12 protein-coding genes and 1 pseudogene are annotated in these 13,073 nt (G+C 73.0%); all 13 read left to right on the forward strand.

Features of this window, described 5'->3' with window-relative positions; all coding sequences use genetic code 11:
• The first annotated feature begins 16 nt into the window (after positions 1-16).
• On the forward strand, positions 17-802 hold the full coding sequence (locus tag OG823_RS28795; RefSeq protein WP_371484687.1) for an ABC transporter permease: 786 nt from the start codon (positions 17-19) through the stop codon (positions 800-802).
• Between the two features lie 134 nt (positions 803-936).
• Positions 937-2,157: an MCE family protein gene (locus OG823_RS28800; protein ID WP_371484689.1), complete on the forward strand. Its 1,221-nt coding sequence runs from the start codon at positions 937-939 to the stop codon at positions 2,155-2,157.
• Positions 2,154-3,185 carry an MCE family protein gene (locus OG823_RS28805; protein ID WP_371483009.1) on the forward strand — a complete coding sequence of 344 codons (1,032 nt, stop codon included), beginning with the start codon at positions 2,154-2,156 and terminating at the stop codon, positions 3,183-3,185. The genes OG823_RS28800 and OG823_RS28805 overlap by 4 nt, the downstream gene beginning before the upstream one ends.
• The gene (locus OG823_RS28810) at positions 3,182-4,225 is read left to right on the forward strand and encodes an MCE family protein (protein ID WP_371483010.1); all 1,044 of its coding nucleotides are present in this window, start codon (positions 3,182-3,184) and stop codon (positions 4,223-4,225) included. Before OG823_RS28805 ends, OG823_RS28810 begins: the two co-directional genes overlap by 4 nt.
• An 11-nt stretch (positions 4,226-4,236) precedes the next feature.
• The gene (locus OG823_RS28815) at positions 4,237-5,403 is read left to right on the forward strand and encodes an MCE family protein (RefSeq protein ID WP_371483011.1); all 1,167 of its coding nucleotides are present in this window, start codon (positions 4,237-4,239) and stop codon (positions 5,401-5,403) included.
• A complete protein-coding gene (locus OG823_RS28820) occupies positions 5,400-6,578 on the forward strand; it encodes an MCE family protein (protein ID WP_371483012.1) in 1,179 nt (392 codons plus the stop codon). The genes OG823_RS28815 and OG823_RS28820 overlap by 4 nt, the downstream gene beginning before the upstream one ends.
• Positions 6,578-7,855, forward strand: a complete 1,278-nt coding sequence (locus tag OG823_RS28825) for an MlaD family protein (RefSeq protein ID WP_371483013.1) — start codon at positions 6,578-6,580, stop codon at positions 7,853-7,855. Before OG823_RS28820 ends, OG823_RS28825 begins: the two co-directional genes overlap by 1 nt.
• Positions 7,852-8,454: a hypothetical protein gene (locus OG823_RS28830; protein ID WP_371483014.1), complete on the forward strand. Its 603-nt coding sequence runs from the start codon at positions 7,852-7,854 to the stop codon at positions 8,452-8,454. Before OG823_RS28825 ends, OG823_RS28830 begins: the two co-directional genes overlap by 4 nt.
• A gap of 21 nt (positions 8,455-8,475) precedes the next feature.
• Positions 8,476-9,210: a hypothetical protein gene (locus OG823_RS28835; protein ID WP_371483015.1), complete on the forward strand. Its 735-nt coding sequence runs from the start codon at positions 8,476-8,478 to the stop codon at positions 9,208-9,210.
• 85 nt (positions 9,211-9,295) lie between these two features.
• Positions 9,296-9,850: pseudogene (locus tag OG823_RS28840) on the forward strand (hypothetical protein); the annotation flags it as partial.
• Positions 9,851-9,998: 148 nt separating this feature from the next.
• Positions 9,999-10,721 (forward strand): hypothetical protein, encoded by a 723-nt coding sequence (locus tag OG823_RS28845; protein WP_371483016.1) that lies wholly within the window; start codon positions 9,999-10,001, stop codon positions 10,719-10,721.
• A gap of 622 nt (positions 10,722-11,343) precedes the next feature.
• Entirely contained in the window at positions 11,344-11,745 is a 402-nt protein-coding gene (locus OG823_RS28850) for a transglycosylase SLT domain-containing protein (RefSeq protein WP_371483017.1), read from the forward strand.
• A 332-nt stretch (positions 11,746-12,077) separates the two neighbouring features.
• Positions 12,078-12,887 carry an alpha/beta fold hydrolase gene (locus tag OG823_RS28855; RefSeq protein WP_371483018.1) on the forward strand — a complete coding sequence of 270 codons (810 nt, stop codon included), beginning with the start codon at positions 12,078-12,080 and terminating at the stop codon, positions 12,885-12,887.
• Positions 12,888-13,073: the final 186 nt, after the last annotated feature.

Raw genomic sequence — 13,073 nt, forward strand, 5'->3', positions numbered from 1 at the left:
CCGCCGGCTCGCCCTCCTGGAGGAGACCGGCGACCACCTGATCTTCCACATCGCCGCGGTGCTGTGGATCCCGCGCACCCTGCGCCGCTACCTCACCGAGGTCCAACGCCTGCTCGCGGAGGTGGCGTTCGGCAGTGGCGGCCTCGGCGTCGTCGGCGGCACCGTCGGCGTGATGGCCGGGATGACCCTCTTCACCGGGACCGTCGTCGGCCTCCAGGGCTACGCCGCGATGAACGAGCTCGGCACGACCGCGTTCACCGGCTTCATCTCCGCGTACTTCAACACCCGGGAGATCGCCCCGCTGGTGGCCGGCCTCGCACTCTCCGCGACCGTCGGCGCCGGATTCACCGCCCAGCTCGGCGCCATGCGGATCAACGAGGAGATCGACGCGCTGGAGGGCATGGGCGTGCGCAGCGTGCCCTACCTCGTCTCCACCCGGATCATCGCGGGCGTGACCGCGATCGTGCCGCTCTACGGCGTCGGCCTGCTCAGCTCGTTCGTCGCCTCACGGGCCGTCACCGTCCTCGTCAACGGCCAGTCGGCCGGCACCTACGACCACTACTTCAACCTGTTCCTCTCACCGGTGGACGTCCTGCTCTCCACACTCAAGGTGCTGATCTTCAGCGTGATCGTGATCCTCGCGCACTGCTACTACGGCTTCCACGCCAAGGGCGGACCGGCCGGGGTCGGCATCGCCGTGGGGCGCTCGGTACGCAACGCGATCGTCATCATCAGTGTGAGCGACTTCTTCCTCAGCCTGGCGATCTGGGGCGCGACCACGACGGTGCGGGTGGCCGGATGAACCCGCCCGCCGCCCTGCCGTCGGCCGCAGCCCCGCCACCCGTCACCCCGGCATCCGTCACCCCGGCACCGTCCGCCGCCCGATCCCGGCGCACCCTCGCCACCCGGCGGCGGCTCGCGGGCGTGGCCTTCCTGATGGCGCCCGTCCTGCTGGCCTGGTTCGCCGTCGCGGTCTACGACAAGAAGTTCACCACCAGTGCCACCGTCACCGTGGACGCCGGCAGCGTCGGCCACGAGATGCACGTCAACGCCGACGTGAAGCTGCGCGGTGTGGTCGTCGGCCGGGTCCGGGCCATCCGGGCCGTCCCGGACGGCGCCCGCCTCACCCTGGACATCGACCCCGCGCGGCTGCGGCAGATCCCCGGCGACGTGTCCGCGCAGATGCTGCCGACCACGCTGTTCGGTGAACGATTCGTGGCCCTGGTGCCCGCCGCCCGGCCCAGCGGGCGCGCCCTCGCCGCGGGGGACGTCATCCCGCGCGACCGCTCCGGCAGCGCCGTCGAGCTGCAGCAGGTGCTCGACCACCTGCTGCCGCTGCTCACCGCCGTCCAGCCGGAGAAGCTCGCCGCCACCCTCGACGCCGTCGCCACCGCGCTCAGCGGCCGCGGCACCCAGCTCGGCGGCACGCTCACCCGGCTGAACACCTACCTGACCGGCCTCAACCCCGAACTGCCCGTCCTCACCGACGACATCACCCGCCTGGTGGAGGTCAGCCGGATCTACGACCAGGCCGCGCCGGACGTCGTCCAGGCGCTGACCGACTTCACCAGCACCAGCCGGACGATCGCCGAGCAGCAGACCGGCCTGGCCACGCTCTACGGCGCGGCGACCGCCACCTCCCAGGACCTCACCACCTTCCTGCAGCAGAACAAGGAGAACCTGATCAGGCTCAGCACCGACAGCACCGCCACCCTCGGGCTGCTGGCCGAGTACGCGCCGTCGTTCCCCTGCACGCTCAGCACCCTCGCCGCCTTCGTGCCGGTGATGGACAAGGCGCTCGGCAAGGGCACCGACCAGCCCGGCCTGCACGTCACCGTGACCACCGTGCCCTCGCGCGGCGCGTACCTGCCCGGCCGGGACACCCCCGACTACCGGGCGAGCGGCGGCCCGGCCTGCTACGCCGTCCCCTACACCGCAACGGCGCTGCGGCCGACCGACTCGGCGACCAGCCCCGTCCCCGCCACGCCGTCCACGGGCCGGTCCGACGCCACCGGCCTGCCCAACTCACCGCAGGAGAACGCCCTGGTGACCGAGTTGCTGGCGCCCGGTACGAACGCCGCCGGGCCGGCCCTGCCGGACTGGACCAGCCTGCTGGCCGGGCCGCTCCTGCGCGGGGCGGAGGTGACGCTGCGGTGAAGCGCCGAAGCATCGCGGGCCCGCTCGCCAAATCCGTCGCCTTCGTCGCGGTGACCGCCCTGGCCACCACGGCCCTGGCCTTCGGCATCGCCGGCACCGGTGTCGGCGACACCTACGGCTACGACGCCCGCTTCTCCGACACCACCGGGCTCACCGCCGGTGACAGCGTGCGGATCGCCGGTGTCCGGGTCGGCCAGGTGGACAGCATCCGCGTGGTCGACCACCGGATCGCCGAGGTGCACTTCTCGGTGGCCAAGGACCGGCCGCTGCCCGCCTCGGTCACCGCCTCCGTCAAGTACCTCAACCTGGTCGGCCAGCGGTACGTGGAACTCGCTCAGGGCGCCGGCCCGGTGGACCGCAGCCTCGCCCCCGGCACCACCATCCCGCTGGAGCGCACCACCCCCGCGCTCGACCTCACCCAGCTCTTCGACGGCTTCCAGCCGCTCTTCCAGGGGCTCTCGCCCCAGGACGTCAACAAGCTGGCCGGCGAGATCATCCAGGTGCTGCAGGGCGAGGGCGGCACCGTCGACAGCCTGTTGCGGAGCATGGGCTCGCTGACCGGCACGCTGGCGGGCAAGGACCAGGTGATCGGCCAGGTCGTCGACAACCTGAACTCCGTGCTCACCACCGTCAACGACCGGGAGAGCGGCTTCCGCGACCTGGTCGCCACCCTGCAGCAACTGGTCACCGGCTTCGCCGGGGACCGGGAGCCCATCGGCCGGTCCATCACCGCGATCGCCCAGCTGACCACCAGCACCGCCGGACTCCTCCAGGCGGGCCGGGAGCCGCTCAAGGACAGCATCGACCAGCTCGGCCGGCTCTCCACCAACCTCGCCGACGGAACCCCGCAACTGGAGAGCTTCCTGCGCAACACCCCCGAGAAGATGCGGGCGCTGGGCCGCGCCGCCAGCTACGGCTCCTGGTTCAACCTCTACCTCTGCCAGGCCACCGTCTCCGGCGTGACCACCTCGGACGGCAGCAAGGCCCCCACCGGCATCCTGGCCGACGAAGGGAGGTGCGGCGGATGACAGCCGTCCGACGCAGGCCGCTCTTCAGGCCGCTGCGCGATCGCAATCCCGTCCTGGTCGGCGCGATCGGCCTGCTGCTGCTCGCGCTCGTCGCCCTCGGTGCCTACCGCGCCGACTCGCTGCCGCTGATCGGCGGCGGCACCACCTACCGCGCCGACTTCACCGAGGCCGCCGGCCTGCGGACCGGCAACGAGGTACGGGTGGCCGGCGTCAAGGTCGGCAAGGTCACCGGCGTCGCGCTGGACGGCAACCGCGTCAAGGTCACCTTCGAGGTCCGCGACACCTGGATCGGTGACGCCAGCACCGCCGCCATCGGCATCAAGACCCTGCTGGGGGAGAAGTACCTCGCCCTCGACCCGCTGGGCGGCGCGGCGCAGAACCCGGACGTCCGGATCCCGCTCACCCGGACCACCTCGCCCTACGACGTCACGAAGGCGCTCGACGGCCTCGGCACCACGCTCGGCGCGCTCGACACCCGGCAGCTCGCGCAGAGCTTCGAGGCGATCGCCGACACCTTCAAGGACACCCCCGCCTCGGTGCGCAGCGCCGTGGACGGCCTCACCGCACTGTCGAGGACGGTCGCGAGCCGCGACACCCAGCTCGCCCAACTCCTGGCGGGCAGCAAGCAGCTGACCACGACACTGGCCGACCAGAACGGCCGGGTCGCGTCGCTGGTGTCGGACGGCGACCTGCTGCTCGGCGAACTGAGCAGGCGGCGCGACGCCGTCCACGCGCTGCTCACCGGCACCCGGGATCTCAGCACCCAGCTCAGCGGACTGATCCAGGACGAGAACCAGCGGCTCGCACCGACCCTGGACGCGCTGGACCGGGTCACCACCGTGCTGCGGGCGAACCAGAGCAACCTGGACCAGGTGCTCGCGCTGGCCGGCCCGTACTACCGCCTGGTGGGCAACACGGTCGGCAACGGGCGCTGGTTCGACAGCTACCTGTGCGGGCTCGTCCCGCGGAACTACCTGTCCGCCGGCGCCCAGCCGGAGAGCGGATGCCTGTCGCCCCAGTCGCAGGGCGGCCACGGATGAGGGGGCCAGTGATGCGCAAGCGTGCGAGGCGCCCGGTCGCCCTGGGCCTCGCCCTGGTGGTCGCGGTCGGCGGCGCCACGGCGGGAGCCCTGGCCGTGACCGGTTCGGGCGGGCGGCACATCACCGCCTGGTTCGACCACACGGTCGGTGTCTACGCCGGCTCCGACCTGCGGATCCTCGGGGTCAAGGTCGGCACGGTGGACGAGGTGCGGCCCGAGGGCTCCCGGGTCAGGGTCACCATGACCCTGGACGACGGCATCCCCGTGCCGGCCGACGCGGGCGCGGTCGTGGTCGCGCCCAGCGTGGTGGCCGACCGCTACGTCCAGCTCACACCCGCCTACACGGCGGGCCCCCGGCTCGCGGACCACGCCGTCATCCCGGCCGAGCGCACCGCCACCCCGGTCGAGGTCGACCAGCTCTACCGGAGCATCACCGAACTCAGTGACGCCCTCGGCCCGAACGGTGCGAACGCCACCGGCAGCCTCTCCCGGCTGCTCGACACCGGCGCGCAGAATCTGGCGGGCAACGGCAAGGCCATCGGGGACACGATCGACCAGTTGGGGCAGGCCACCCGCACCCTCTCCGGCCACAGCGACGACCTGTTCGCGACCCTCGCGGCCCTGCAGTCCTTCACCACCATGCTGAAGGAGAACGACGGCAAGGTCCGCTCCGCCACCGAGGAGCTCTCCACCGTCACCGGCTTCCTGGCCGCCGACCGACAGGATCTCGGCGCGGCGCTGGACCAACTCGCCACCGCACTGGGGCAGGTGAAGAGCTTCATCGAGGACAACCGGAGCAGGCTCAGGTCCACCGTGGACCGGCTCGTGCCGATCACCCAGTCCCTGGTCGACCAGCGCGCCTCGCTGGCCGAGCTCCTGGACACCGCGCCGCTGGCGGCGGACAACCTGCTCGCCGCGTACGACCCGGCCCGCCGCACGATCGACGGCCGCGCCGACCTCAACGAGATCAGCGCGGACGCCCGGGCCGTCGGGACCCCGCTGCCACTGCCGCTACCGCCGGTGGACACCACACCGACCCCGGTGCCGACCGCGTCGCCCACGCCCGATCCGACCACCGATCCCGGCACCGATCCGCCCCCGGACCCCGGTACCGATCCGCCCCCGGACCCCGGTACCGACCCGACCGCCGACCCGGGCAGCCAGGGGGTGGCCCGATGAACCGTCGCGGCAGCACCGCGGCCGTCGCCGCGCTGGCCGCCGGCCTCGCGCTGGCCGGCTGTTCGGCCTCGTTCACCGGCGCGCAGGGCCTGCCGCTCCCGGGCGGGGCCGACCTGGGCGGCCACCCGTACGAGATCAGGGCCCACTTCGCCAATGCCCTCAGTCTGGTGCCGCAGTCCGCCGTGAAGGTCGACGACGTCCCGGTCGGCCGGGTCACCGCCGTCACCCTCGCGCCGGGGGACTGGTCGGCGGTGGTCAGCATGAAGATCAACGGTGACGTGCAACTGCCCGCCAACGCCTACGCCCTGCTGGAACAGTCCAGCCTGCTCGGCGAGAAGTACGTCCAGCTGACGCCGCCCCCGCAGTCCCAGGGCGCGCAGGGCCGGCTCGCGGACGGCGCGGTCATCCCGATCGACCGGACCAACCGCAGCGCCGAGGCCGAGGAGGTCTTCGGGGCGCTGTCCATGCTGCTCAACGGCGGTGGCATCCAGCAGCTCAACACGATCACCGTCGAGATGAACAGAGCACTGGCCGGCAACGAGACGCAGGTCCGGTCGCTGCTCGGCCAGGTGGACACGCTGGTCGGCCAACTCGACGCGCACAAGAAGGACATCACCGACGCCCTGGACGGCATCGACCGCCTGTCCGCCACCCTGGCCGGGCGCGACCAGCAGATCGGCACCGTCCTCACCGACCTCGCCCCCGGGCTCAAGGTGCTGGAGGAGCAGCGGGGTTCACTCGTCACGATGCTCCGGTCGCTGGACGCCCTCTCGGCGACAGCGGTGGACACCGTCAACAGGAGCAAGGACGACATGGTCGCGGACCTCAAGGCGCTCGCGCCCACGCTGCAGCGCCTCGCCGACGCGGGCAGAGCCCTGCCCGACTCGCTGCAGGTGCTGGCCACCTACCCGTTCACCGACGAGGTGCTGCGCGGGGTGAAGGGCGACTACCTCAACACCTACCTCGACCTGACCGCCGCACCGGGCACCGTGATCATCCCCGAGCTCCGGGCCGAGGACAACGTCTACCCCCCGCCGGCCGCGACGCCCGAGCCGACGCCGGACCCGGGCACCGAGCCGGCGCCGGATCCGGGCACCGATCCGGGCACCGAGGGCGCGGCCGCCCGGGTCGCGCCGCCCGTGCCGCTGCCGTCCGTGACCGGGAGGGGCCACTGATGCTGACCCTGGGAACCCGCCTGCGCAACATCGCCTTCCTGCTCGTCGCCGTACTCGTCCTCGGCTTCATCGCCGTGCGCTACGCCGATCTCGGACGCTACGTCGGCCTGCGCGGCTACTACGTGGTCCAGGTCGAACTACCGGAGACCGGGGGGCTGTTCGAGCACGCGGACGTCACCTACCGGGGTGTCTCGGTCGGTCGCGTCGGCCCGATCACACTCACCGCGGACGGCGTCCGGGCCGAACTGCGGATCGACGACTCCGCGCCCCGTATCCCCGCCAGGCTGCAGGCCGTCGTGGCCGACCTGTCCGCGGTCGGCGAGCAGTACATCGATCTGCGGCCGAGCACCGACGAGGGCCCCTACCTCGGCGACGGCTCCACCGTTGAAGCGAAGGACACCCGCACCCCGGCCCCCGTCACCGACCTGCTCACCAGCGTCGACCGGCTCACCACCTCCGTCCCGCTGCAGTCCCTGCGCACCGTCGTCGACGAGTTCGGGCAGGTCTTCGCCGGCCAGGACGCCAACCTGGGCGCCCTGCTGGACGACAGCGACCACCTCGTCGCCGCGGCGGACACCGCGCTGCCCGGCAACACCACCCTGATGGTCGACGCGCAGACCGTGCTCGGAACCCAGGCGGACGAGGGGCGGGCCATCACGTCCTTCGCCGCCGACGCCACCCTGCTGGCCGGACAGCTGAACGCCTCCGACCCCGACCTGCGCCGCATCATCGCCGCCGGCCCGGCGGCCGCCGGGCAGGTCAGCTCACTGCTGCGGGACCTCGACCCGGGGCTCAGCGTGCTGCTCGCCAACCTGCTGACCACCTCCGACATCGCGGTCACCCGCCAGCGCGGCATCGAGGAACTGCTGGTACGGCTACCGGCGTTGGCCGCCGTCGGCCCGAGCGCCGTCGACGACAAGGGACTACGCGTGGGCATGGCGCTGACCTTCTTCAGTCCGCTGCCCTGCACCGACGGCTACCAGGGCACCACCAGGCGGGGCGGGCTCGACACCGGCACCGCCCCCGCTCTCAACACCGACGCGCGCTGCACCGCGGCGCCCGGCACCGGGGTCGACGTGCGCGGCTCCGCCAACGCGCCGGCCGGCGGTGTGCCGACGCCGGCCCGGCCCGGGGCGCTGCTGCCCGCCGCCGGGGAGGCACCCGCGGCGGGCAGCCGGGCCGCCGCCCTGCCCGGCCCACTCGCGCTGCCCGCCGTACCGCAGGGCGCGCCCACCGACATGAGCGGTCTGCTCGGACTGGGGGAGAGCGCCGGATGAACACCCGCCGAATCGCCGGGGCGCTCGCCGTCCTGGCCGCCGCCGTCTTCTGCGCACTGGCCGCGCACTCGTACGCCCAGGCCCGCGACGACGACACGCTCGCCCAGGCACGGGCCCGGGACACCGTCCGGACGGTCGGCCAGGAGGAGATCGGCCGGTTGAACAGTGTGGACGCGCAGCACGTCGAGGACTGGTTGCGCGAGCGGCTGGATGCGACCTCGGGCCCGCTGCACGACCAGATGCGGCGCAGCACGGACTCCGACCGCACCGCCCTGCAGCAGTCCGGGGCCTCCGCCCGCGGCACCGTCACGGACGCGGCCGTCACCGCCCTCGACCGGGCGGCGGGCACCGCGAAGCTCATCGCGACGGTGGACGTCCTGGTGACGCCGAAGGCCGGCGGTGGCACACCCAGCACCGACCGCAAGCGGTTCGAGGCGACCCTCGACCGCACGGCCGACGGGTGGAGGATCACCACCCTCACCGCCGTGCCCGTGGCCGACTCCGGCCCCGGCGCCACCGCTCCTGGCGGAATGCCCACCGCCACCGCCACCGCCACCGCCACCGCCAGTGCCACCGCCACTGCCGCTACCCAGGGCTGAGCCGAAGCCGAGAGGACGAACGTGACCACAGCAGAGACCGGAACACCCGCGCTCGACGCCCCGGCCACCCGGGATCAGCCGCCCGCCGGGCAGGAGGAGGGCCGCCCGGGCGATCCGGTCGGGGACCCGCGCGGCGAACGGGACGGCGACGGGGACGGCGACGGGGACGGCGACGGGGTTGGCGAGGACACGGGCGCGGACGGCTCCGGAGAGCCGTCGGCGGCCCCGGCCGCCGACCGGCCTCGCGGCCGGTGGCGCCGGGCGGTGCCGGTGACGGTGGTGACGGCGGTGGCGGTGCTGCTCCTGGCGGCGGGCGGTGTCCTCCTCCAGCTCGGCGGACAGCTCCGCGGCTCGGCGGACACCGCCAACCGGGCCCTCACCGACACGGCGGCCGGCACCCGGCTGGTCGGCGACGTCGGATCCGCCCTGACCAAGGTGTTCTCGTACGCGCCGAACGACACCGACGCGACCACCACGGCCGCCCAGGACTCCCTGGACGCCAAGGCCGCCACGCAGTACCGGGCCCTGATGGACCAGCTGCGCCGGCGCGTGGCCGAGGAGAAGCTGACGCTCACCACCCGGGTGGTGCGCGTCGGGATCGTCCGGCTGACCGCCGGTGACGCGCAGCTGCTGGTCTTCCTCGACCAGACCTCGCGACGCGAGGGCCGGCCCGCGAGCGTGGTCGGGGCCCAACTCTCGGTGACCGCCCGGCTGGACGGCGGCCACTGGCGGATCACCGATCTCAGCGCCAGGTAGGGGAGGACGCACGATGAGCAGGCGCACGACGAGCGAGCGTACGACGAGCGAGCCGATGACGAGCGGGCGTACGACGAGCGGGCCGATGACGAGCGGGCGAGCGGCGAGCGGGCCGACGATCGGTCGGTGGGGGAGGTGGCCGGGCCGGAACCCGCTGGTCGCGGCGGGCGCCGCGACGGCCGTCCTCGCAGCGGGCCTGGCGGCCTGGAGCGGGTGGTCCTGGTACGACGCGGCGCACGACGACTCGGCGGCCTACGCCCGGGCGCGGGACCAGGTCCTCGCGGCGGGGGAGCAGGGCGCGCAGAACATGAACACCCTGGATCACCGCGATCTCGCACACGGGCTGGACCTCTGGGAGGCCTCCACCACCGGTGACCTCCACGATCAGCTGGTGCGGGGCCGGTCACAGTTCGAGACCCAGGTCGAACAGGCGCAGACCGTCACCAGCGCGAAGACGCTCTCCGGCGCGGTCACCGAACTGGACGATCGGGCCGGGCGGGCCACGGTGATGATCGCGCTGCGGATCACCGTCGAGGTGCCGAACACCGCGCCCGCGACCAAGGACAGCCGGATGCTCGGCGAACTCACCCGGACCGCCGGCGGCTGGAAGCTCAGCGCGCTGGGTCAGGCACCCATGGGCGTGAGCGCCCCGTCCGCCGCCAGCTCACCGGGGCCGTCGGCAGCCCCGGCCGCTTCCTCCGCCCCTTCTGCATCGGCAGTCCCGCCCGCTCCCGCCACCCCGCAGCCGTCCGCCGGCCGCTGAGCCGTACCCGAGAGGACCGCCGTTCATGTCGACGACCCGCCATCTGGTCAACCGGCAGCGCCGGCTGGCCGCAGTAGCGCAGACCCGTACCGCCCCCGAGACCTTCACCCCGGAGCCGTTCGCCCCGCGTCCCTCCGTCCCGCGTCCCTCCGTCCCGGAGCCGTCCGTCCCGGGCCGTTCCGGATCGGCGGCTGTCGGGGAGGGGGCCCGCCCGGGGCGCCGGTCGCGCCGGCTGCTGCCGCCGCTCGCGCTGGGCCTGGCCACCGTTCTGCTGGGCGGCTTCGCCGCCTGGGCGCACGGCGCGGCGGTTGACCGGAACACGGTCCCGTCCGTCCACAACCTCGCGCTGACCGACCCGGTCCGGACCAACGAGGTGAAGGGTGCGGTCTCGCAGGCGGTCAACACCGTCTTCTCCTACAACTACGCCGACCCCGGCAGGACCGACACGGCCGCCCGCGGCGTCCTGGTGGGTGCCGCGGTGCAGCAGTACGCGACCCTGCTCGCCGAGGTCCGGGCGCAGGCCGGGCCGCAGAAGCTGGTGCTGACCACGACGGTGACGGACAGCGGTGTGGAGATGATCGACGGCACCCGGGCCCGGGTACTGGTCTTCGCGGATCAGCGGAGCACCAGCACGGCGACCACCGCCACGGCGGCGGACGGCACCTACGCCGCGGCCATGTTCGCGGTCGACGCCGTTCGGCAGGACGGGGCCTGGCGGATCGCGAGCATCGACACCTTCAGTCGGTGACCCGCCGGGCGGCCGGCCGCCGGTGGTCGGCCGGTGGTCGGCCGGTGGGGGCACCACGGGGGTGACGGGGCTCCGACGGCGCGATCCGGGTCGGCCAGGCATCCCCGAGCGCTCCGATTCAGGCCCCTAATCGGACATATGGGGCGCACGGCTGGTGAGGGTGCTCACAGGCCCCAGGGGCCTACGATCCCGCGTAGTTGATCGTCCGGCTGGCGGTGGACCGTGGCCGGACATCGCTAAAGAAGGTAAAAACCTAGTTTGGTGGGTTTAGTCCGTTATCTTGCTATGTGCGCAGCTCAGTGGCGGGCGAGGGTGCTCAGCCGGGGCTCGAAACCGGTGGTTCGGGGGCGGAGGAGCGGGGTAGCAGGACGCCCGCGGAGTCGGTGATCATCTGCTCCGACTACGACGCGGCGTCGTATCAAGGGGTCTTGGCGGCGGCCCCGGAGCCCGCTAACAATTGCGGAGTCGTCAGAGACCGCGGCACCTGTTCAGCCGCGGCACTCGTTCGCAAGGCCCCGCCCAGCGCGGGTGCCCAGCACTCCGTCCCGACCGCACGAGCCCCTGTCCGGCCGTGCGCCCGCTGTGGACGTGAGCGCACCAACCGATGAGGACCAGCTTCCCCATGCGCATTTTCTCCACCCGTCTGCGTGCTTCGGCCGCTCTGCTCGCCTCCGCCGCCGGCATCGCCACCCTGGGTAGCGTGGTGGCGCCGACCGTCGCCAGTGCCAGCACCCCGGCCTCCTCCGCGCAGGCCCTGGCCGCGAAGATCGTTCCGGCCAACCAGCTCGCCTCGTTCAACCAGATCGTCTCGCACGAGAGCAGCTGGAACGTCAACGCCACCAACGCCTCCTCGGGCGCCTACGGCCTGGTCCAGGCGCTGCCGGGCTCCAAGATGGCCTCGGCCGGGGCCGACTGGAAGACCAACCCCGCCACCCAGATCAAGTGGGGCCTGAACTACATGAACGAGCGCTACGGCAGCCCGAACGCCGCGTGGGCCTTCTGGCAGACGCACCACTGGTACTAAGCCGTACCCAGGCTGCTGCCGTACACCGACCGGCACCGAGCCGGATCTCCACCGAGCCACTCTCGCGGCGCCCCGGCGTCGGACAGGGGCCCCGGGGCGAAGTCGGAGGACCCGGTGCGCACTTCGCGCTCCGGGTCCTCCGCCTGATGTTCGCCTGCGCCGGGCCCGAGCACTGTCGTACTCCCTGAAGGCCGTCTCCGCACCCGGAGGCGGCCTTCGGCATGGGGTGCCCAGCCGCGGCGCTCTCCGGCCCCGCAGGAGATCCACTCGTCGGGAGGTTGTGCCAGGCTGGTGAGGTGGGGCGGAGCAGGGCCGAGGTCTGGAGGTCTGCGATGGCCATGATCAGGGCGAACGGGATTTCGCTGTACTACGAGGTCCGGGGCACCGGGCCCGGTGTGGTGCTCGTGCACGGCTCGTGGGGAGACGCCGACAGCTGGGAGCGCGTGGTGCCGGGTCTGGCCGAGGACTGCACCGTCGTGGTCTACGACCGACGCGGGCACAGTCGCAGCGAGGACGTGCTGAGCCAGGGCTCGGTGTACGAGGACGCGGCGGATCTGGCGGCGCTGATCGAGGGGCTCCGGCTGGCGCCGGTCTTCGTCGGTGGCACCCTGTACGGCGCGATGGTGGCCCTGCGACTGGCTTCCGTCCGGCCGGAGCTGATCCGGGGTGTCGCCGCCCACGAACCGCCCGCGACGGGACTGCTCGCCGCTGATCCGGAGCTGTGCCGGCTCGCCGACGCCGCCCTCGCCCGCGTCGCGCCGGTGCGGCTGCTGCTGGAACGCGGGGAGACGGCCGCCGCGGCCGAGCTCTTCGTCGAGACGGTGACGTACGGCCCCGGCGCCTGGTCGGCGCTGCCCGCGCCGCTGCGGCACACCTACATCAGAAACGCCCCGACGTTCCTGGACGAGCTCCGCGACCCGGATGCCCACGACCTCGACCTGACGGCCCTCGGGAGGTTCCCGGAGACCGTTCTGCTGACTCAGAGTGACGACAGTGATCCGCTCTCCAGTGCCGTGCTGGACATCATCGACCTGGCGCTGCCGAAGGCCGAGCGCCACCTGTACGAGGGGGCCGGCCGGGAGCCGCAGGTCGTGGAGCCGAGCGACTTCGTAAGGGCGACGGCGCCCTACGCCCTGCGGTAGCCGGTAGCCGGTAGCGGGGAATCGCCCATCGTTCATCGTTCATCGCTCATCACTGCTCGGTAGCCGCAGCGGGGTCGGGCCGAGGGCCGAGGCCGGCACACCCTGACAGTCGTCAGGTACCGAGCGTGACGACGGGCTGGTTCTCTGGTGATGGACGCGGTCGGCGGCGGATTCCCGGAAGTGGGG

Origin of the sequence: Kitasatospora sp. NBC_00315, assembly GCF_041435095.1 — a bacterium.
In the GTDB taxonomy this organism is placed as follows: Bacteria; Actinomycetota; Actinomycetes; order Streptomycetales; family Streptomycetaceae; genus Kitasatospora.

Bases quoted from the DNA above. Each gene is read 5' to 3' on its own strand.
- OG823_RS28800 (WP_371484689.1), top strand. From the start codon at position 937: ATGGCGCCCGTCCTGCTGGCCTGGTTCGCCGTCGCGGTCTACGACAAG.
- OG823_RS28850 (WP_371483017.1), top strand. From the start codon at position 11,344: ATGCGCATTTTCTCCACCCGTCTGCGTGCTTCGGCCGCTCTGCTCGCC.
- OG823_RS28815 (WP_371483011.1), top strand. From the start codon at position 4,237: ATGCGCAAGCGTGCGAGGCGCCCGGTCGCCCTGGGCCTCGCCCTGGTG.
- OG823_RS28820 (WP_371483012.1), top strand. From the start codon at position 5,400: ATGAACCGTCGCGGCAGCACCGCGGCCGTCGCCGCGCTGGCCGCCGGC.
- OG823_RS28810 (WP_371483010.1), top strand. From the start codon at position 3,182: ATGACAGCCGTCCGACGCAGGCCGCTCTTCAGGCCGCTGCGCGATCGC.
- OG823_RS28830 (WP_371483014.1), top strand. From the start codon at position 7,852: ATGAACACCCGCCGAATCGCCGGGGCGCTCGCCGTCCTGGCCGCCGCC.
- OG823_RS28845 (WP_371483016.1), top strand. From the start codon at position 9,999: ATGTCGACGACCCGCCATCTGGTCAACCGGCAGCGCCGGCTGGCCGCA.
- OG823_RS28825 (WP_371483013.1), top strand. From the start codon at position 6,578: ATGCTGACCCTGGGAACCCGCCTGCGCAACATCGCCTTCCTGCTCGTC.
- OG823_RS28855 (WP_371483018.1), top strand. From the start codon at position 12,078: ATGGCCATGATCAGGGCGAACGGGATTTCGCTGTACTACGAGGTCCGG.